We start from the raw sequence: 18,900 nt of genomic DNA on the forward strand, positions 1-18,900 counted from the left end.
CGTACCGAGAGGTGGTACGGAACGGCCCACATGGTGAGCGGTGCGCTCAGCCGACCTTCTCCAGCTCCGACTCGCGGCGCTGGGCGACCTCCGGGTTGCGGGCCTTCAGCACGGCCCAGCCGATGGCCAGGGCGGCCGCCCACACGGCCATGACGTACAGGCAGACGCGGGAGTCGGCGTCGTACGCGATCAGGCAGGTGACGAAGAGCAGGAACGCGATGGCGATCCAGCTGCACACCGCGCCGCCCGGTGCCGGGAAGGAGGAGGCGGGCAGCCGGCCGGCGTCGACCGCACGGCGGTACAGGACGTGGCTGACCAGGATCATCAGCCAGGTCCAGATGCCGGCCGCGGTGGCCACCGAGGTGACGTAGCCGAAGGCCTTCTCCGGGACGACGTAGTTCAGGACCACGCCGATGCCCATGAAGGCGACCGAGACGGTGATGCCGAGGGCCGGGGTCTTGGAGGCCGACAGCTTGCTGAAGACCCGGGGGGCCTCGCCGTTGTCCGCCAGGGTGCGCAGCATGCGGCCCGTGGAGTACATGCCGGAGTTGCAGGACGACAGGGCGGCGGTGAGCACCACGAAGTTGACGATGCCCGCGCCGGCCGGGATGCCGATGACGGCGAAGGCCTTCACGAAGGGGCTGACGCCCTCCGCGAACGAGGTCCACTTCACCACGCACAGGATGACGGTGAGGGCGCCGACGTAGAACAGGGCGATGCGCCAGGGCAGGGTGTTGATCGCCTTGGGGAGGGTCTTCTCCGGGTCCTCCGACTCACCGGCCGTCACACCGACGAGCTCGACGGCCAGGTAGGCGAACATGACGCCCTGAAGAGTCATCAGCGAGGAGCCGATGCCCTTGGGGAAGAAGCCGTCGAACTGCCAGAGGTTGGCGACCGAGGCGGTGTCACCGGCCGCGCTGAAGCCGAAGGTGAGCACACCGAGACCGATCACGATCATGCCGATGAGCGCGGTGACCTTGACCATCGAGAACCAGAACTCGATCTCGCCGAACAGCTTCACCGAGATCAGGTTGGCCACGAACAGGACCACCAGGAAGACCAGTGCCGTCACCCACTGCGGGATGTGCGGGAACCAGTAGTGGACGTAGATCGCGGCGGCCGTCAGCTCGGCCATGCCGGTCACCACCCACATCAGCCAGTACGTCCAGCCGGTGAAGTAGCCGAAGAACGGGCCGATGAACTCGCGGGAGTACTCCGCGAAGGAGCCCGAGACCGGGCGGTAGAGGAGCAGCTCGCCGAGTGCCCGCATGATGAAGAAGATGATCACGCCCGCGAGGGCGTACATCAGGATCAGGCTGGGCCCGGCCTTGGCGATGTTCGCCCCGGCACCCAGAAAGAGGCCGACGCCGATGGCGCCGCCGATCGCGATCATCTGGACCTGGCGGCTGCCGAGCCCGCGCTCGTACCCCTCCTCGGGGGCGTCGCCGCCCACGGCCTCACTGCCGTCGTACTGCTTGCCGACCTGCGATGAGGTCATGTTGGTGCGCCTTTCTCCACGCCGACCCGAGCCAGTCCCATGGCTTCGGACCGGGTTCCGATCCCCCCGGATGTAATGGAGTTGTGCCTGGCCGGCGGTCCGCCGACTCGGTGGCGCACCCGAGCGGACATGGGTGGTGTCCCTCGGGCGGTCGTGAAGATTTATCACGGCCGCAACATTGATCGGCGGCGCGACATGTGACGCACCGCACCGGAAGAAGCGGACAAAGAACTACCGGATGGGACAAACACGGCCGCAACGGTGACGCGATCGTTATCCGGATTTGAGCGTCCTCTGAGCGAACACCGGAGCAGGGCCCGGCGCGGGACGATGTCCGCACTTCAGGGCATACGTCCGGACGCCGTCAGGGCAGAAGGGTTGTGACGAGGGTTTCCTGGAGGCCGCCGAGCCACAGGTACGCCATCACCATCGGCTTGCGCGGATCGTCGTCCGGCAGCTCGTAGAGGTGGTCGGTGTCGTCCTCGTCGGCGATCTCCAGCCGGGAACCGATCGCCAGACGCAGATCGTTGAGGGCGCTCAGCCACTGCTCACAGTCCCCGCGTGCCAGCTTCAGCACCCCGCCCTCCCCGCTCACCGAGGTCAGGCCGTCCAGTGAGCGGATCACCGCGAGGGCGTTCTCGCGCTTGCGCGCACGCAGGTCGTTCTCGGTGAAACGGCGGAACTCCGCGGAGTAAACGCGTCGCTCGTCGGCCTCCTCGGGCGAGACCGGCCCGCCGCCGGGGCCGCCGTAGGCGTCCGGGAACAGGCGGCGCAGCACCGGGTCGGAGGGCGGTTCGCTCGGACCCTCCGCGAACAGCTCGGCCAGCGGGTCGTCGGGGGTGTCCTCGGCCGGGCCGGGCCCGATGAGTTCCAGCAGCTGAACGGCCAGCGACCGGATGATGGAGATCTCGACGTCGTCGAGCGCGACGGCCGCGCCGCCGCCGGGGAGCGGTTCGAAGTGTCCTGGCATGGGTCTTTTCGCTGCTTGACGGATCTACGGCTGGCGCTACTTGCGGTCCTGCTGAAGGGTGGCCCACAGACCGTAGCCGTGCATGGCCTGCACGTCGCGCTCCATCTCCTCGCGCGTCCCGCTGGAGACGACCGCCCGGCCCTTGTGGTGGACGTCGAGCATCAGCTTCGTGGCCTTGTCCTTGGTGTACCCGAAGTACATCTGAAAGACATACGTCACATAGCTCATCAGGTTGACCGGGTCGTTGTGGACGATCGTCACCCAGGGGACGTCCGGTTCCGGGACGGCGAACTCTTCCTCCGCCGACTCGGTCTTCTCGATCTCAAGGGGTGCGGGAGCCGTCACACGGCCCATGCTGCCATCTACAGGGGGGGCTCGCACAAACGGACACCCCCGCCACCGGCACAAATCGTCAGACTGACGAGATGGGAGTACGATCAGCGCCCATGAACACTGCGGACCTTGGGCTGCCGGTGGACGTTCCCTCGACAGCGCTCTTCACCGACCACTACGAACTGACGATGCTGCAGGCCGCTCTCGCCGCGGGTACCGCCGAGCGGCGCTCCGTCTTCGAGGTCTTCACCCGGCGGCTGCCGGAAGGGCGCCGCTACGGCGTCGTCGCCGGCACCGGACGCGTCCTGGACGCGGTGGAGAACTTCCGCTTCGACGCGGGCGTCATCGGATTCCTGCGGGAGCGCGGGATCGTCGACGAGGAGACGCTCCAGTGGCTCGCCGCATACCGCTTCGGCGGCGACATATGGGGCTACCCGGAGGGGCAGGTGTACTTCCCGGGCTCGCCGATCCTGCGGGTCGAGGGCTCCTTCGCCGAGTGCGTGCTCATGGAGACCGTGATCCTTTCGATCCTCAACCACGACTCCGCCGTGGCGGCCGCCGCCTCCCGCATGTCCTCCGCCGCCGACGGCCGGCCGCTGATCGAGATGGGCGCCCGCCGCACCCACGAGCTGGCCGCCGTCGCCGCCTCGCGCGCCGCGTACATCGGCGGCTTCAGCACCACCTCGGACCTGGCGGCCGGCTTCCGGTACGGGATTCCCACGGTCGGGACGTCCGCGCACGCCTTCACGCTGCTGCACGACAGCGAGCGGGACGCCTTCCGGGCCCAGGTGGAGTCGCTGGGCCGGGGCACCACGCTGCTGGTGGACACCTACGACGTCGCCGAGGCCGTGCGGCTGGCCGTCGAGGTGGCCGGGCCCGAGCTGGGCGCCGTCCGCATCGACTCCGGCGATCTGCTGCTGATCGCGCACCGGGTCCGGCATCAGCTCGACGCGCTGGGCGCCACCAAGACGAAGATCATCGTGACCTCGGACCTGGACGAGTACGCGATCGCCTCGCTGCGGGCGGCCCCGGTGGACGCGTACGGCGTCGGCACCCAGCTGGTCACGGGCTCCGGGCACCCCACCTGCTCGATGGTCTACAAGCTGGTCGCCCGGTCCGAGTCGGCGGATCCGAAGTCCCCGCTGGTGCCGGTCGCGAAGAAGTCGACCGGCGGCAAGACGTCCATCGGCGGACGCAAGTGGGCGGCGCGGCGACTCGACGAGGACGGGGTGGCCGAGGCCGAGGTCCTGGGCACCGGGCCGGTACCGGACGAGCTGGCGGACCGGCAGCTGCTGGTCCAGTTGATCAAGGGCGGAGAGGTCGTCGCCCGCGAGCCGCTGGACGCCGCACGCGACCGGCACGTGGCCGCACGCGCCAATCTGCCGCTGTCGGCGACCCAGCTCTCGCGCGGGGAACCGGTCATTCCGACCGAGTACCTCTGACCGGGTGACTGGGGGAATGCGACGGCAGCGCACCCACGCACCGGACCGACCCCCTCGTGCCCCCTCCCGTCCGCCCCGCGAAGTCTCTAGGCTCGGTAGTTCGTACAGACGGCCGGGCCCCGTACCCCTCCCCTGTCGAACCGCTGCCGAGCCGAAGGACACCGACCATGCGCCGCGCCTTGATCGTCGTAGACGTACAGAACGACTTCTGTGAAGGCGGCAGCCTCGCGGTGGCCGGAGGTGCCGATGTGGCCGCCGCGATCACCGAGCTGATCGGGCAGGCTCCCGCCGGGTACCGCCATGTCGCGGCCACCCGGGACCACCACATCGCGCCGGGCGGGCACTTCGCCGACAACCCCGACTATGTGCACTCGTGGCCCGCGCACTGTGTGGCCGGCACCGAGGGCGTGGGCTTCCACCCCAACTTCGCCCCGGCGGTCGCCTCCGGGGCGATCGACGCCGTCTTCGACAAGGGGGCGTACTCGGCGGCGTACAGCGGGTTCGAGGGGGTCGACGAGAACGGGGTGCCGCTGGCCGACTGGCTGCGGGAGCGGGAGATCGACGAGGTGGATGTGGTGGGCATCGCCACGGACCACTGTGTGCGCGCCACCGCCCTGGACGCCGTACGGAACGGTTTCCGCACCCACGTGCTGCTGGACCTGACCGCCGGGGTGTCCGAGCAGACCACGCAGCGGGCGCTCGAGGAGCTCCGGGAAGCCGGGGTGGAGCTGTCCGGCAAGCCGGTGGTGTAGCCCGTGCAGCTCAGGCCTGCGGCGCCTTCTGGCGCAGCAGGGCCCTGATCGGATGCCACAGCTCCTGCGACAGTTCCTGGGCCGCGCTGTCGGGGGCCGTGCGCCATATCAGGCCGTCGGGATGGTGCAGGACCGCGGTGATCTCGTCGGGGGTCGGCGGGGCCGCGTTGCCACGCAGATACACCGCGCGCAGGCCCAGATTGCGCAGGCGCGTCAGCGCCCGGGCGCGGTTCTGGGCGAGCACCAGCACGCGGACGAAACCGCCCGCCGAACCCGGGCTGGGCAGGTTCAGCGCCACCACCACACTGCCGCTCGGCAGCTTGCAGAAACCTCCTGCGGCCATGCGCGTTCACACCCCCGTGAGACCTGATGTCAATAAGAGAGCCACAGGACGCACCTAAACACGAACGGCCGCGACCCGCCAGAGGGTCGCGGCCGATCATGCTCTGACCTGCGCAAACGCTGTTCAGTTTGTGAGCGGTTCCACTCCGGACGAGATCATCCGGCGGGTGTCACCGGGACGGCTGCACCGCCACTGTCAGTACGCTGCCGTTCTTCGTCTGCCGCAGCAGCCTGATCTTCGTGTGGGTGTCCGGCACCTTCACGCTCGCGAACGGAGTCGCGGAGTAGTAGTAGGTGCCCTTGTGGTCGTCGAAGACCCCGACGCCCCGCTGGCTCTTGATCTTGGTGGCCACGCCGTTGTTGTGCAGCGTGATCGCGTCCGTGGACTCCAGGGTGAACGGGGAGTCGTAGCCCTGCATGCGCGTGCGCAGGTAGGTGCCGTCCGTCCACTTCAGCGGCTTGGCGTGGGCGTCGACGGGCAGGATGAGGCCCTGGCCCGGGTGCTCGCTGACGTTGTTGTCCGCCTGCGAGGTGTCCCAGTACCAGACCAGCAGACCGTTCTGGTACGGGTAGTGCTCCACCCAGTTCGGCTTGGTGTTCTGGAAGCCGAAGTTGTACGGGCCGGTCTTCAGGGTCGTGTCGTACGACACGTACTGGCGGTTCTCGGCGATGTAGTACTGGGCGTAGTCGCCGCTGTAGGACGCGCCCTTGACCGAGAAGCCGTTCACCGCCCAGTCACCGTTGCCGTTCTCGGCGCCGTCGGTGAAGAGGGAGGAGCCGTCGGCGGTGATGGCGATGTCGTCCGCCGCGAAGCCCTTCTTGGCCACACCGGTGTCGGTGGTGTAGCGGAAGCGCAGCTTGATCTTCTTTCCGGCGTAGGCGTCCAGCGGGTAGACCAGGGCGCCGTACTTGTCGAGGGTGCCGGTCAGCGCGGGCTGGTGGCTGGCGTCACGCGGGATCGCGGCGCCGTTCACCGTGCCGTCCACCGGCGTCCAGGTGGCGCCGTCGTCGGCGGAGACCTCCGTGTACAGGAAGTCGTAGTTCTGCTCGATGTCGTAGTAGCCCTTGAGGGACAGCGTGGCCGACGACTTGCCGGTGAGGTCGACATCGCGGGTCAGCGTGTTGTTGAGCCCGTTGCCGCTGCCGCTCCACCACTGGTACGAGCCGCTCGCCGGGGGAATCAGATCCGTGGTGACGGTCTTCTTCGGCAGCGCGACGACCAGCGCCTGCGGGTCCTTGGTGTTGTACTCCGTGTACCCGATCTTCGTCACCGATGTGGCGCGGGAGGTGACGGTCCGGTACTTCAGCCAGCCCAGCTGGAGCTTGTCCCAGGCGGTGAAGTCGCCGGGGGTGTCGCCGATGCTGTTCTTGCCGGTGCCGAGCCAGGAGCCGGAGGACATCAGGTCCCAGAACCCGGTGGAGTTGTCGGCGTTGCCGGTGGTGTCGTAGTTGTCGGGCAGGCCCAGGTCGTGGCCGTACTCGTGGGCGAAGACGCCGAGTCCGCCGTTCTCCGGCTGGATGGTGTAGTCGCCGACCCAGATACCGGTGTCACCGATCTGCGTGCCGCCGAGCCTGTTGCCCTCGGGGCCGGTCCTGCCGGAGTCCGTGCCGAACGCGTACCAGCGGTGGGCCCAGATCGCGTCCTCGCCCTGGGCTCCGCCACCCGCGGACTCGTCCTCACCGGCGTGCACGACCTGGAAGTGGTCGATGTACCCGTCGGGCTCGTTGAAGTTGCCGTCGCCGTCGTAGTCGTAGCGGTCCCACTTGTCGTACTGGGCGGCCTTGGCCTTGATCTGGGCGTCGGTGTCACCGGCGGCCTTGCGCTGGGCGACCCACTTCGTCAGGGCGTCGGCAACCAGGTTCCACGCGCAGGTGTCGCACTTGTTGCTGCCGTACCGGGCCTCGTTGTAGTCGACCTTGACCCAGTCCTGAACCTGGCCGTCGACCGAGTAGCGGCCGGAGGACGCCTTCTCGTAGAACTGCTTCAGGGACTTCTTCTTCGGGTCCGTGGAGAAGTAGAGGTCCTGGTAGTGCTGCCGGTTGTAGTCCGACTGCCACTCGGTGCTGTTGTCCGTGGCGCGGTTCGGCGCGGCTATCCGGTTGTGCTTGGGGCCGGCCGTGCCGCCGTACTCCGGCGACGTCTTCGTGCCGAACTCCGCGAGGATGGTGAAGATCTTGTCGGTACGCTCGCGGGCGAGTTCGACGTACTTGCCGCTGCTGAGCTTCACCACCTTGGAGGCGCCACGGTCGGCGACCGTCGCCTTTCCGGATATGACCCGGTTGAGCGCTTCTTCCCGCTGAGCCTCCTGGGTCTTGCTCAGCGGTCCGTCGAAGTTGTGCTCCCTGGTCGCGACCGGCTGCGGGTCGTGCCGGTCGACGTGGGCCGCGGAGGCGTTTCCGCTGCCCTGGGCTATGGCGGACGTCGAGAGAGTGGCGGTGGCCGCCGCGAGCGCGACGACGGTCGCGGCTGCTCTGAACGTCCAGGGTCTACTGGTCACTTGAAGTCCTCCCCGACGCGTCCGTGCGCGCGGAAGGGGGTCCTGGTCGTAGGGAGGTCCGCGCGCGGGGTACGCGTGTGTCAAGTGACGACATTTGACCGGAGGTTTACGAGAAAAGACAGACCTTGACTTGGACAGGTCAAATGCATTAGGAGGACGAGATGTTCGGTATACGAACCCCATGCGAACGGCGGACGCACGGCACACGGACGGCTTGCAGACGGCATAGTCCCCTGTCAACCGGCGCGCATGTCCGTCCAGTTGGTGGACTGCATGACTCCGTGCGCCCCCAATGCATCGGCACCGTGGGTTAGGTCACGCTTACCGGCCGTTCCCCTCGGGCATGGAGGCGAATAGAGTCGATAGGCGGAGCGTCGAAACGACGACGGATTGCGCTGTCGACACCGTTGTCAGGCCACGATTCTCAGCTACGCCCCAAGTGCCCCATAGTCGTCCGCAGTTGTCCGCATCCTCCCCCATCGCGAGAGGCACGGGGGGAGACCCCCACCCCGAGGAATCGCCATGCCTCGTCCGAACGCCGCACAGCTCGCCTACGGTTCCTGCACCGTGATCTTCTCGACCCTCGCCATGCTGTTGCTGTCCCAGACGAGTTCGGGCCTGGGGATCACCGTGATCGCCCTCGCGGCGCTCGCCCTCGGGCTCCTGGTCGCCGTGACGGTTCCCCTGCCGCGGCCCGCGTCGTCCGGCGCGCGGTCCGCCGGCCGGCCGTCCGCCCAGGACGGACGCCCGACGGCATCCGTCGGCTCCGCCACACCCGCCGAGTCCGTGCACGAGACGGCCAACCGCTGAATCGGGCATCCCGCCCGCTGCTCTCCGGGCCGTCCCCTGCGCCCCGGACCGGTCACACCGTGCTGACCTCCACGGTCCTGGCCGCCTTGTCGTGCAGTCCCTGCTTGTAGGGCCGGTCGAAGAAGCTCCAGCCGCCGCAGATGGCGGTCCAGACACAGGCGCAGCAGAACGCGAACGGCAGCCACAGCACGGCCGCGCGGATCAGCGCGGCCTGCACCGAGGGGGTGGAACCGTTCTCCAGGTTGGCCACCCGCATGTTCAGCAGCATCTTGCCGATCGTCTGGCCCGACCGGGAGATCATCACGGTGTCGTACGCGATGTAGAGCACGGCGGCGATCACGGACTGGCCGACGGACTTGCCGTACTCGATCCTGCCCGCCTCCACGTTGTACTCGGTGGTGCGGAACACCCAGGACAGCAGCCAGACCACCACCCCCACGATGATCATGTCGATGATCCGGGCGAGCACACGTTTGCCGCTGTCGGCCAGCGGGGGCATTCCGGCGAGGGGATCCGTGTCGCCGTAGGGACCGTAGGGGCCTCCCTCCCCGTACGGGGCGCCGCCGCCGTACGGGCCCCCACCCCCCGGCGGCGGCCCGTAGGGGCCTCCCTCCCCGTAGGGGCCCCCGCCGGGCGGGGGCTCGCTGCCGTACGCGGGACCGCCGCCCTCGGACGACGGGGGCTGCTTCTTCCTGAACGGGTCGTCCTCCGGAGAGTCCCCGGAGCCGGGGGGCGGCGGTTCGGTGCTCATGGCCCGAGTCGACCGCGAACCCCGCGGCTCCGCATCCGTAGAGGTCCGTCCGGGTCAGCCCGCCACGAACGTGTGCGCCGCCTTGTCGTGCCAGCACTGGCGCCAGGGACGGTCGAACAGGCACCACAGGACGCCGACGACACCGACACCCAGCACGCCAGGAACGCTGTAGACGAGCCAGCGCCGCAGGGCCGGCCCGAAGGTCGGCGGCTCATGGCCCTCGATGTCCCGCACCTCCAGGCCGCACAGCTTCTTGCCGAGCGTGCGGCCCCACCGGACGGTGGGCAGCACCTCGTAGAGCACGCCGAAACCGAGGAGCACGGCGAGCACGATGGCGAGATAGACCGAGGTCGTGCCGTCGAGCAGCCAGACCGTGACGGACCGCCCGGACAGCCTGGCCGCGTCGATCTTGCCGTTGATGTGGTCGATCGCCTTGGTGGCCAGCGGTACCGCGGCCACGCCCGTGACCGCCCCCACGATCAGGGTGTCCAGCAACCGGGCGGCCAGCCGCTTGCCGAGACCGGCGGGCCGGGCCGCCGCCTGCTCCCGGGCGGCCGCCAGGAACGGGTCCTCCACCGGCGGCTTCCACGGCGCGGGCGGCCGGTCACCGTCGCCGGCCGCGCTCGCAAGCCGGTGGACCTGCTGCGCCCACGAGGGCTGGCCGCCGCCGGGGCCCGTGGTCATGGGCGTGGCGGAGCCCGTGGGCGACGGCGCGCCCGGGCCCGCGGCCGAGGGCGCGGAAGGCCCCGTGGGCTGCTGCGGCAGGCTCGTTGCGGGCTGCTGGGCGAGCGAACCGGCCGGCTGCTGCGGCGGGCTCCCGGCCGGCTGTTGCACGGACGTTCCCGCCGCCGGCGCCGTCGGTGCCGCGGCCTGCGGCGCCTGGGCGTTCCCTGGCGGGGCGGCCTGAGGCGCCTTGGGGTCCAGGCCGAGCGCCTGGCGGCCCGCGGCCTGGACGCTCGGCGTACGTGCGGCCGTCTGCCCCGGGCCGGAACCGGCCGCCCCCGCGCCGTCGCCCTGCTCCCCCGTGCGCTGGGAGAGCGCACGGAACGCCATGGTGCTCTCGGAGGGCGCGGGGTCCGCGCCCGGGCCGGATCCGGTCGCGGCGGGCGGGAACGTCGCGGTGCCGTCGGTGCTGGTCGCCCTGCCGTCGGGCTTGCCCGCGAGCGGGATCCGCGGGTCGGCGGTCCCGGAGCCGCCCCAGGCCACCCGGCGGTCCTGGTCTCGACCGAACCCCGACTGCCGGGATCGGTCGGCGCCCCAGGCCGAGGCGGGCTGCGGACGGCTGCCGTGCGGGTCTCCGGCCGGGTTCGCCGGGCCGGGCTCGTCGGCCGGGTCCTCGTCGAAGAAGTGCGGGCCCGTCTCCTCCACGGAGGGCCCAGCGGGGTCCGTCGAGGACGGCGGGGCCGGCGGTGTGCCGTCGGTGGGCGCCGGCCTGCTGGTCCCGGGCACCCAGGCGGCCCCGTTCCAGTACCGGACGTATCCGGGAATGGACGGATCCGGGTAGTACCCTTCGCGGGGCCTGTCGTCACCGGGTGCCGGGGTGGGGGCGCTCATGTCCGTCGTCCCGTATCTGCTCGGGGGGTCGTGTGGGCATCCACATCTATCAGAAGCGGGCAGGGGGCACGGCCGCTCCGCCCGTTCCCACCCCTTTCCGGGCGACAGCGCGCACTCCCTTCACACACCCGGGACACACCCGAAAGAAAGTTCTCGGAAACGCGCGTTGGCACCGGCGGGCTCCCCTGAGAACCCTCAGAAGACCTTGCCCGGGTTCAAGATACCCAGGGGGTCGAAGACCTGTTTGATCGCCCGGTGCGTCTCCACGCCCACCGGGCCGATCTCGCGCGCCAGCCACTCCTTCTTCAGCACGCCCACCCCGTGCTCCCCGGTGATCGTGCCGCCGAGTTCCAGGCCGAGCTGCATGATCTCGTCGAAGGACTCACGGGCGCGCCGCGACTCGCCGGGGTCCTGGGCGTCGAAGCAGACGGTCGGGTGCGTGTTGCCGTCGCCGGCGTGCGCGCAGACGCCTATCGTCAGGCCGTACTTCTCGGCGATCCGCTCGACCCCTTCGAGCATGTCGCCCAGCCGCGAGCGGGGCACACACACGTCGTCGATCATCGTCGTGCCCTTGACGGCCTCCAGCGCGGTGAGCGACAACCGGCGGGCCTTGAGCAGGAGTTCGGACTCGGCGGCGTCGTCGGCCGGGACGACCTGGGTGGCGCCCGCGGCCTCGCACAGCGTGCCGACCGCGGCGAGGTCGGCGGCCGGGTCCGGGGTGTCGAAGGCGGCGAGCAGCAGCGCCTCGGTGGTCTCCGGCAGGCCCATGTGCGCGAGGTCGTTGACGGCCTTGACGGTCGTACGGTCCATCAGTTCCAGCAGGGAGGGCACATGTCCGCCCGCCATGATGCGGCACACGGCGTCGCAGGCCGCGGCCGCTGAGGCGAACTCGGCGGCCAGCACCAGCGGTTGCGGCGGCTTGGGCCGCAGGGCCAGGATCGCGCGGACGACGACGCCGAGCGAGCCCTCGGAGCCGACGAAGAGCCGGGTGAGGTCGTATCCGGCGACGCCCTTGGCGGTGCGGCGGCCGGTGGACAGCAGGCGGCCGTCGGCGAGGACGACGTCGAGGCCGAGGATGTACTCGGCGGTGACCCCGTACTTGACGCAGCACAGGCCGCCGGAGGCCGTGCCGATGTTCCCGCCGATCGTGCACATCTCCCAACTGGAGGGGTCCGGCGGGTAGAACAGGCCGTGTTCGCCCACCGCGCGGGAGAGCGTGGCGTTGACGACGCCCGGCTCGACTACGGCGATGCGGTCGACCGGACTGATCTCCAGGATCCGGTCCATCTTCGTGAGCGAGAGCACGATGCAGCCGTCGGAGGCGTTCGCCCCGCCCGAAAGGCCGGTGCGGGCGCCCTGCGGGACGACCGGGACCCGCAGTTCGGTGGCGGTCCGCATGACGTGCTGGACCTGCTCGACGGTGCGCGGCAGCACGACCACGGCCGGGGTGCCGGCCGCGCAGAAGCTCGCCATGTCGTTCGCGTACGAGGCCGTGACGTCGGGGTCGGCCAGGACGGCCTCGGGGGGCAGGCCCGCCCGGAGACGGTCGAGGAGGTTGCCGGTGACTTCGTCGCGCGGGGCTTCGATACGGCTCATGATCACAGCGTCGCACCCGGGGACTGCGGTGGGAAGCCCACGGGGCGACCGCCGTGGCCCCCCTCCGGGACCCTGGTGTCAGGGCCCCGGAGGCACGGGCGGGCGGGTCACAGGTTTCCGCGCTTGGCCTGCTCGCGCTCGATCGCCTCGAACAGCGCCTTGAAGTTGCCCTTGCCGAACCCCATGGAGCCGTGGCGCTCGATGATCTCGAAGAAGACCGTCGGGCGGTCCTGGACCGGCTTGGTGAAGATCTGGAGCAGATAGCCGTCCTCGTCGCGGTCGGCGAGGATCTTCAGCTCGCGCAGGGTCTCCACGGGGACGCGGGTGTCGCCGACCCACTCGCCGAGGGTGTCGTAGTACGAGTCCGGGGTGTCGAGGAACCGCACACCGGCCGCGCGCATCGTACGGACCGTGCGCACGATGTCGTTGGTGTTGAGCGCGATGTGCTGCACGCCGGGGCCGCCGTAGAACTCCAGGTACTCGTCGATCTGGGACTTCTTCTTGGCGATGGCGGGCTCGTTGATCGGGAACTTGACCTTGAGCGTCCCGTCGGCGACGACCTTGGACATCAGCGCGCTGTACTCGGTCGCGATGTCGTCGCCCACGAACTCCTTCATGTTCGTGAAGCCCATGACCTTGTTGTAGAACCCGACCCACTCGTCCATATGGCCGAGTTCGACGTTGCCGACGCAGTGGTCGATCGCCTGGAAGGTGCGGTGCGCGGGCGGCTCGACGATGGGGTCGGCGGCGACGTAGCCGGGGAGGTAGGGGCCGTCGTAGCCGGTGCGTTCCACCAGGGTGTGGCGGGTCTCGCCGTAGGTGGCGATCGCGGCCAGGACGACGACGCCGTGCTCGTCCTTCAGCTCGTAGGGCTCGGCGACCGAGCGGGCGCCGTGCTCGATCGCGTACGCGTACGCCGCGCGCGCGTCCGGAACCTCGATGGCGAGGTCGACCACACCGTCACCGTGCTCGGCCACGTGCCGGGCCAGGAAGGTGCCCCAGTCGGTGGCGGGCTTGACGACCGAGGTGAGGACGAAACGGGCGGAGCCGTTCTCCAGGACGTACGAGGCGGTCTCGCGGTTGCCGGTCTCCGGTCCGGAGTAGGCCACGAGCCGCATCCCGAAGGCGGTGGAGTAGTAGTGCGCGGCCTGCTTGGCGTTGCCCACGGCGAAGACGACCGCGTCCATTCCCTTGACCGGGAAGGGGTCTGCCTCGCGCGCGGTGTCAGGAGTGTGGTGTGTGGTCTGCGTCATGTCCGCAGCCTCACCCGTCTCCGCAAGGTGCGCAATAGTTTGTGTATCGGCTGGGCAATCTGCCCAGCAAGGCGCCCGGAGTGCCGGGCGTTCTGTACAGGATGACCATCGGGGAGTGCGGTATGGCGATCGATCATCTGGACGCCCGGCTCATCGTGCTGCTGGCTCGCGAGCCTCGGATCGGCGTGCTGGAGATGTCCCGGCGGCTCGGGGTGGCCCGCGGTACGGCCCAGGCTCGCCTGGACCGCCTCCAGGCGCACGGGGTGATCCGCGGCTTCGGGCCCCAGGTGGAACCGGCCGCGCTGGGCTACCCCGTCACGGCGTTCGCCACGCTCCAGATCCGCCAGGGCCAGGGCCCGGACGTGCGCGCCCACCTGGCGACCGTGCCCGAGGTCCTGGAACTGCACACCACCACCGGCAGCGGGGACATGCTGTGCCGTCTGGTGGCCCGCTCCAACGCCGATCTCCAGCGGGTGATCGACCGGGTGGTCGGTTTCGAGGGCATCGTCCGCGCCTCGACGGCGATCGTCATGGAAAACCCGGTTCCGCTGCGGATCATCCCGCTGGTGGAACAGGCGGCGCAGGACCAGGAGCGGGCCTAGTGCCCCGGCACGCACTTTTTGCCCGTCGCGACGGGGCGAACGTCGCCTGTTGGGGCACTAGCGTCGCAGGACCCGGGATCGGACCTGGGTGCACCGGCCCGTGGGCATCCGGCGGCTCCCGCCGGGCGGCCGGCTCAGGACCCGCGGCGGGCCGGATCCGCGGTGGCGCGCAGCACGGGGTCCTTGCGCAGCCGTACGAAGGTGACGAGCAGGGTCAGGGCCTGCACCAGTGCGCACGCTCCCATGGCGTCGGTGAGATACGGCGGCGGGGTGAGGGCGAGCACGACGCCGGCCACGGGGAAGGGCAGCAGCAGAAGCAGGATGGTCAGGGAGAGGGTGGTGCCGAAGGCCGCGGGCGGGATGATCAGCGAGCGCAGGGTGCGCAGGACCACGGTGAGCCCGCCGTCGGCGGCCATGAACAGGGCCACGAGGGCCGTGTAGCCGGCGTAGGAGGGGGCCGCGGGCACGGCGAGACAGGCGGCGGCCGCGATCGTCGCGCTGATGACGCCGACCCCCCACAGGCCCAGCCGGTTGAGCGCGAACCGGCAGCAGGTGACGGCGACCAGGGTGGCGGCGGCGGCGACCGACCAGAGCGTGCCGACGGCGGCCGGGGACCGGCCGAAGCGGCCCTCCACGAGGACGGGGCTGGCCGACTGGAGCAGCCCGAGCGCGAGGTTGGAGCAGGCCAGCCCGGCGACCAGCCGCCGCAGGGACGGTAGTGAGCGCAGGGTCTTCCAGCCTTCCCGCATGCCCCCGCCCGTGCCCTGTCCGCCCGGGCGCCCGGCGCGCAGCGGAGTGGGCGGGGTCTGGAGGGCGAGCCCGGCCGACAGGAAGGACAGCACACTCAGGCAGGCGAGCATACGGGTCGGACCGGTCAGGAGCAGGACGCCGCCCAGGGCCGGGCCGACGAGGGTGGCCGTCTGGTCGATGCCGATCAGCACCGACTGCACCTTGTGGGACTGCCCTTCGGTCCGGCGGCTGACGATGGCTCCGACCGCCTCGTTGGCGATGAAGCTGAACTGTGTGAGGGCACCGGTCACCGCGGCCAGCGCCATGACGGTGACGGTCTCGGCCGTCCCCCCGGGCAGCACGGTCAGCGCGACACCGGCGCCCGCCACCACCAGGGCCCGGACCAGCGAGGCGATGAAGCACACGATGGCCGCGCCGCTGCGGTCCACCAGGCCACCGGCGAAGCTGAACGCGGCCACCCGCGGTAGCCACTCCAGCGCGAAGGCCAGGCCCGTCAGGGAGGCGGATCCGGTGGTCGCCAGCACCACGAGGGGCATGGCATAGGTCGCCATGGAGTAGGCGAGTGCGTCGCAGGCGCGCGGTGCGTAGACCCGCCGGAACAGACTGCCCGTGGGCACTGCCGCATGCCGACCGGCCGGTCGGGCCTCGTAGAGGGAGACGGTCACGAACTGGGGGGCTTTCGGTGAGCGGGGGCGCGAAAGGGGCGCGAAGCGGCGTCAGGGCGTCGCGGTCATGCGCATGACAGCACCAGTAGTCCATATGCCTGGTTGAGGTGTGAACTACGCAGCGGTAACAACATAGCGGAACGAGCCGCTCCTGAAGAGCCCCCCGGCGCTCCGCAGTTGCCGACCGCGCCACGGCCCGGCGGAACGCCGCCGGGCCGTCGGTCGGCTTCAGCAGCTCGGTACCGAGCCCTTGCCCTTCTCCAGGGCCACCAGTGCGTCGACCGCGCCGTTCAGTGTGGTCACCGGGACCAGCCGCAGACCCTTCGGGAGGTCCGCGCGCGCGTCGGCGCACTCCTCCTTCGGAACCAGGAACACCGTCGCGCCGTCACGGCGGGCTGCCTGCGACTTGAGGGCGACCCCGCCGACCGCGCCCACGTTGCCCGCCGCGTCGATCGTGCCCGTACCGGCGATGGTGCGGCCGCCCGTGAGGTCACCGCCGCCGCCGTCGCCCTCCAGCTTGTCGATGATCCCGAGGGAGAACAGCAGGCCCGCGCTGGGGCCGCCGACGTCCGCGAGCTTCAGCGTGACCTTGACGTCCTTCTCGCTGATGTGCAGGTACCTCAGGGCCGCCCGGCTCGCCGCGTCCTGCGACTGCTGCATCTGCTCGGCGTTGTGCCGCTCGATCTCCTTGACGGTGTTGCCGCTCGGGTAGACCGCGTCGCGCGGCATCACCGCGCGGTCCGTGCGGAACCAGCCGTCGATCACATCGCCGAGCGCGACGTCCGCGTCGGGGCCGGTCGCCTCGATCGTCGTCATCCGCAGCTGGCCCGTGGTCGTGCGCATGGGCGCCCCGCTCACCGTGATCACGGGTGTGCCCTTGTTCTCGCCGAGGACGTTGGCCGTGATGCCGGGCTGCGCCACGGAGAACGGCAGCGGCACGAACACCGCCGTGGCGAACAGGGCCACGACGGGCAGAGCGCAGACGGCGACGGCCTTGGGGCGGGAGAGGCGAGAGAGCACGGGATCAATCTAACGTGACAAGGACTTCAGCCCCCGTACAGGTCGCCGGGCCCGAACAGGTCTCTGCGCCCGACGGTGAAACGCCGCAGCGCCCCCGGGAGCGGCGCGATGCCGATGCCGGGCGCCGACGGCACCGGCAGATGGCCGTCCTGGAGCACGAACGGCTCGGTGATGTCCTCGGCGAAGTAGCGGGCGGACGCCGAGGTGTCACCGGGGAGCGTGAAGCCGGGCAGGGCGGCCAGCGCGAGGTTGGGCGCCCGCCCGATGCCCGTCTCCAGCATGCCGCCGCACCACACCGGCACCCCGTGCGCGTGTGCCACGTCGTGCACGCGGCGGGCTTCCAGGTAGCCGCCGACCCGTGCGGGCTTCACGTTGACGACACGGCAGGCGTCCATGGCGATCGCGGAGGCGGTGTCGCGGGCGTTGTGCAGGGACTCGTCCAGACAGACGGGGGTCGCGATGCGCTGCTGGAGCCGTGCGTGGGCGTGGAGATTGTTCTCCTCCAGCGGCTCCTCGATGAGCAGCAGCCCGAACTCGTCCAGCTTCCCGAGGTGTTCGGCGTCGGCGAGCGTGTACGCCGTGTTCGCGTCGACCTGGAGCGGAAGTGCGTCCCCGAAGCGCTCGCGGACGGCCCGTACGGGCTCCACGTCCCAGCCGGGCTCGATCTTCAGCTTGATCCGGACATAGCCCTCGGCGAGATATCGCTCGACGTCGTCCAGCAGTTCGGGGAGCGAGCCCTTGATGCCGACGGACACGCCGGCCGGCACCCGGTCCCTTACGGCCCCCAGGTAGGTGGCCAGGGGCATGCCGTGCGCGCGCAGCTCCGCGTCCAGGACCGCCGTCTCCAGGGCCGCCTTGGCCAGCTCGTGCCCCTTGATCTTCGCCATGGCCGGGGCGACCGCGACCGTGGTGAGGTGCGGCAGCGCGGCGACACGCGGCAGCAGGAAGTCGCGCAGGACGATCTCGGCGCCCGCCACGAACTCCGAGCAGTACAGGGGCTCGGGGTCGGCCGCGAACTCCGACCAGCCCTCGGCGGCGTCGGTGACGACGTGCAGCAGGAAGGTGTCCTTCGTGGTCATGGTCCCGAACGAGGTGCGGAACGGGGTGACCAGGGGGATCGCCACATGGACGATCTCGACGCGTTCGAGCTTCATGCCGGGGAGTCCTCCTCGCGGGTGAGCGTGTACCAGCCGTCCCGGGACATGCCCGTCGCCGTGCGCCCCTCGGCGAAGGCCGCCACGAACACGTCGCGGACGGCATGCCGCCAGCGCAGGGCGAGGGCCGGGTCGGCGGCGCGCAGGGCGAGGATGTCGTCGGGTACACGGCACCACACACGGCGTCCGTCGCGAGAGCGGTGGGCGAGCGGGCCGCCGTCCGGGGCGGTGCCGGCGACGGGTGCGGCGGCACGGCCGGCGATCTCGTCCGGCTTACGGGGTGCCGCCAGATCCCAGGTCACCGTCAGCCGGTCGCTCTCGTCGCCGTCGTTCACGCCGTCGGTCATCGGACCGTAGAAGTCCACGAGGTACTCGCTGCCGGTCGCGCCCAGCTTCACCAGGTTGAATCGGGCGTTGCGGCCGACCAGCGGGTCGAAGGTCCAGCGCAGGGTGCGGGCCCCGCGCTCCAGTAGCCAGGCGCGCTGGGCCTGCTTCACCGCATAGCCGAGGCCGCGGTCGGCGGCCGCCACGAGGGAGTAGGCGCATGTGTCGGCGGGCCGCCCGAACACGGCGACCGAGGCCCCGGCCAGCCGGTCGCCGGCGAACGCGGCGTGCACGGCCCCGCCCGCGTGCACCAGGCTGTGCAGCACCTCCGCCGGGTACGGCGGGGTGCTCCGGGGTGTCCGCCACACATCGCTGAAGAAGTCGGCCACGGCGGCGAGGCCCGCCACGTCGTCCACGGTCCGCAGATGGACGCCGGCGCTGCGCGCCGCGGCGTCGGCGAGCCGCGCCGCCCGCTCACGGGCCGCCGACTGTTCCGGTGCTGCTGTCATGAGTCGAGTCTGGCCAGCTCGTGGCGCACCCCACGTTGTGCGGGAGGCCAAATCCGGCCTAGCTTCCTGATGAGATT

The 18,900-nt window shown here is 70.5% G+C and carries 17 protein-coding genes; 4 read left to right on the plus strand and 13 right to left on the minus strand.

The window, feature by feature from the left end; all coding sequences use genetic code 11:
- Positions 1 to 46 precede the first annotated feature (46 nt).
- The 3 genes from ABZ876_RS22660 to clpS form a co-directional block, all read right to left on the minus strand.
- Positions 47 to 1,498, minus strand: coding sequence for an amino acid permease (locus ABZ876_RS22660; protein ID WP_361783971.1), 1,452 nt, complete (start codon positions 1,496 to 1,498; stop codon positions 47 to 49).
- A 364-nt stretch (positions 1,499 to 1,862) separates the two neighbouring features.
- Positions 1,863 to 2,468 carry a DUF2017 domain-containing protein gene (locus tag ABZ876_RS22665; protein ID WP_361783974.1) on the minus strand — a complete coding sequence of 202 codons (606 nt, stop codon included), beginning with the start codon at positions 2,466 to 2,468 and terminating at the stop codon, positions 1,863 to 1,865.
- A 36-nt stretch (positions 2,469 to 2,504) separates the two neighbouring features.
- Positions 2,505 to 2,822: an ATP-dependent Clp protease adapter ClpS gene (gene clpS, locus ABZ876_RS22670; RefSeq protein ID WP_361783977.1), complete on the minus strand. Its 318-nt coding sequence runs from the start codon at positions 2,820 to 2,822 to the stop codon at positions 2,505 to 2,507.
- A 92-nt stretch (positions 2,823 to 2,914) separates the two neighbouring features.
- Between clpS and ABZ876_RS22675 the strand changes: the two genes are divergently transcribed.
- On the plus strand, positions 2,915 to 4,243 hold the full coding sequence (locus ABZ876_RS22675) for a nicotinate phosphoribosyltransferase (protein ID WP_361783980.1): 1,329 nt from the start codon (positions 2,915 to 2,917) through the stop codon (positions 4,241 to 4,243).
- Positions 4,244 to 4,410: 167 nt separating this feature from the next.
- Complete coding sequence (locus tag ABZ876_RS22680) at positions 4,411 to 4,995, plus strand: isochorismatase family protein (protein ID WP_361783983.1); 585 nt, start codon at positions 4,411 to 4,413, stop codon at positions 4,993 to 4,995.
- A 10-nt stretch (positions 4,996 to 5,005) separates the two neighbouring features.
- Here ABZ876_RS22680 and ABZ876_RS22685 read toward each other — a convergent pair whose 3' ends face one another.
- Both ABZ876_RS22685 and ABZ876_RS22690 read right to left on the minus strand, forming a co-directional pair.
- On the minus strand, positions 5,006 to 5,338 hold the full coding sequence (locus tag ABZ876_RS22685) for a hypothetical protein (protein ID WP_361783986.1): 333 nt from the start codon (positions 5,336 to 5,338) through the stop codon (positions 5,006 to 5,008).
- Between the two features lie 169 nt (positions 5,339 to 5,507).
- Entirely contained in the window at positions 5,508 to 7,835 is a 2,328-nt protein-coding gene (locus ABZ876_RS22690) for an immune inhibitor A domain-containing protein (protein ID WP_361783989.1), read from the minus strand.
- A 522-nt stretch (positions 7,836 to 8,357) separates the two neighbouring features.
- On the opposite strand from ABZ876_RS22690, the gene ABZ876_RS22695 reads away from it, so the two are divergent.
- Positions 8,358 to 8,645: a hypothetical protein gene (locus ABZ876_RS22695; RefSeq protein WP_361783992.1), complete on the plus strand. Its 288-nt coding sequence runs from the start codon at positions 8,358 to 8,360 to the stop codon at positions 8,643 to 8,645.
- Between the two features lie 52 nt (positions 8,646 to 8,697).
- Here the strand turns inward: ABZ876_RS22695 and ABZ876_RS22700 are convergent, their stop codons facing one another.
- The 4 genes from ABZ876_RS22700 to hppD all read right to left on the minus strand — a co-directional run bounded on the left by ABZ876_RS22700 (position 8,698) and on the right by hppD (position 13,799).
- Complete coding sequence (locus ABZ876_RS22700) at positions 8,698 to 9,396, minus strand: RDD family protein (RefSeq protein WP_361783995.1); 699 nt, start codon at positions 9,394 to 9,396, stop codon at positions 8,698 to 8,700.
- A 54-nt stretch (positions 9,397 to 9,450) separates the two neighbouring features.
- Positions 9,451 to 10,950, minus strand: a complete 1,500-nt coding sequence (locus ABZ876_RS22705) for an RDD family protein (RefSeq protein ID WP_361783998.1) — start codon at positions 10,948 to 10,950, stop codon at positions 9,451 to 9,453.
- Between the two features lie 195 nt (positions 10,951 to 11,145).
- Positions 11,146 to 12,552, minus strand: coding sequence for an FAD-linked oxidase C-terminal domain-containing protein (locus tag ABZ876_RS22710; RefSeq protein ID WP_361784001.1), 1,407 nt, complete (start codon positions 12,550 to 12,552; stop codon positions 11,146 to 11,148).
- Positions 12,553 to 12,653: 101 nt separating this feature from the next.
- A complete protein-coding gene (gene hppD / locus ABZ876_RS22715; protein WP_361784004.1) occupies positions 12,654 to 13,799 on the minus strand; it encodes a 4-hydroxyphenylpyruvate dioxygenase in 1,146 nt (381 codons plus the stop codon).
- Between the two features lie 122 nt (positions 13,800 to 13,921).
- Here hppD and ABZ876_RS22720 point away from each other — a divergent pair, with 122 nt between their 5' ends.
- Positions 13,922 to 14,401 (plus strand): Lrp/AsnC family transcriptional regulator, encoded by a 480-nt coding sequence (locus tag ABZ876_RS22720; RefSeq protein WP_361784007.1) that lies wholly within the window; start codon positions 13,922 to 13,924, stop codon positions 14,399 to 14,401.
- Between the two features lie 134 nt (positions 14,402 to 14,535).
- Here ABZ876_RS22720 and ABZ876_RS22725 read toward each other — a convergent pair whose 3' ends face one another.
- The 4 genes from ABZ876_RS22725 to ABZ876_RS22740 all read right to left on the minus strand — a co-directional run bounded on the left by ABZ876_RS22725 (position 14,536) and on the right by ABZ876_RS22740 (position 18,823).
- A complete protein-coding gene (locus tag ABZ876_RS22725; protein WP_361784010.1) occupies positions 14,536 to 15,816 on the minus strand; it encodes an MFS transporter in 1,281 nt (426 codons plus the stop codon).
- A 228-nt stretch (positions 15,817 to 16,044) separates the two neighbouring features.
- Positions 16,045 to 16,836: a S16 family serine protease gene (locus ABZ876_RS22730; RefSeq protein WP_361784013.1), complete on the minus strand. Its 792-nt coding sequence runs from the start codon at positions 16,834 to 16,836 to the stop codon at positions 16,045 to 16,047.
- Between the two features lie 26 nt (positions 16,837 to 16,862).
- Positions 16,863 to 17,990 (minus strand): o-succinylbenzoate synthase, encoded by a 1,128-nt coding sequence (gene menC, locus ABZ876_RS22735; protein ID WP_361784016.1) that lies wholly within the window; start codon positions 17,988 to 17,990, stop codon positions 16,863 to 16,865.
- The gene (locus ABZ876_RS22740) at positions 17,987 to 18,823 is read right to left on the minus strand and encodes a chorismate synthase (RefSeq protein WP_361784019.1); all 837 of its coding nucleotides are present in this window, start codon (positions 18,821 to 18,823) and stop codon (positions 17,987 to 17,989) included. The genes menC and ABZ876_RS22740 overlap by 4 nt, the downstream gene beginning before the upstream one ends.
- Positions 18,824 to 18,900 lie beyond the last annotated feature (77 nt).

Origin of the sequence: Streptomyces sp. NPDC046931 (assembly GCF_040644655.1) — a bacterium.
GTDB lineage: Bacteria > Actinomycetota > Actinomycetes > Streptomycetales > Streptomycetaceae > Streptomyces.

What these genes read in the sequence shown, in the direction of transcription:
- ABZ876_RS22660 (WP_361783971.1), bottom strand. Translation starts at nt 1,498, where the DNA reads ATGACCTCATCGCAGGTCGGCAAGCAGTACGACGGCAGTGAGGCCGTG.
- ABZ876_RS22665 (WP_361783974.1), bottom strand. Translation starts at nt 2,468, where the DNA reads ATGCCAGGACACTTCGAACCGCTCCCCGGCGGCGGCGCGGCCGTCGCG.
- clpS (WP_361783977.1), bottom strand. Translation starts at nt 2,822, where the DNA reads ATGGGCCGTGTGACGGCTCCCGCACCCCTTGAGATCGAGAAGACCGAG.
- ABZ876_RS22675 (WP_361783980.1), top strand. Translation starts at nt 2,915, where the DNA reads ATGAACACTGCGGACCTTGGGCTGCCGGTGGACGTTCCCTCGACAGCG.
- ABZ876_RS22680 (WP_361783983.1), top strand. Translation starts at nt 4,411, where the DNA reads ATGCGCCGCGCCTTGATCGTCGTAGACGTACAGAACGACTTCTGTGAA.
- ABZ876_RS22685 (WP_361783986.1), bottom strand. Translation starts at nt 5,338, where the DNA reads ATGGCCGCAGGAGGTTTCTGCAAGCTGCCGAGCGGCAGTGTGGTGGTG.
- ABZ876_RS22695 (WP_361783992.1), top strand. Translation starts at nt 8,358, where the DNA reads ATGCCTCGTCCGAACGCCGCACAGCTCGCCTACGGTTCCTGCACCGTG.
- ABZ876_RS22700 (WP_361783995.1), bottom strand. Translation starts at nt 9,396, where the DNA reads ATGAGCACCGAACCGCCGCCCCCCGGCTCCGGGGACTCTCCGGAGGAC.
- ABZ876_RS22705 (WP_361783998.1), bottom strand. Translation starts at nt 10,950, where the DNA reads ATGAGCGCCCCCACCCCGGCACCCGGTGACGACAGGCCCCGCGAAGGG.
- hppD (WP_361784004.1), bottom strand. Translation starts at nt 13,799, where the DNA reads ATGACGCAGACCACACACCACACTCCTGACACCGCGCGCGAGGCAGAC.
- ABZ876_RS22720 (WP_361784007.1), top strand. Translation starts at nt 13,922, where the DNA reads ATGGCGATCGATCATCTGGACGCCCGGCTCATCGTGCTGCTGGCTCGC.
- menC (WP_361784016.1), bottom strand. Translation starts at nt 17,990, where the DNA reads ATGAAGCTCGAACGCGTCGAGATCGTCCATGTGGCGATCCCCCTGGTC.
- ABZ876_RS22740 (WP_361784019.1), bottom strand. Translation starts at nt 18,823, where the DNA reads ATGACAGCAGCACCGGAACAGTCGGCGGCCCGTGAGCGGGCGGCGCGG.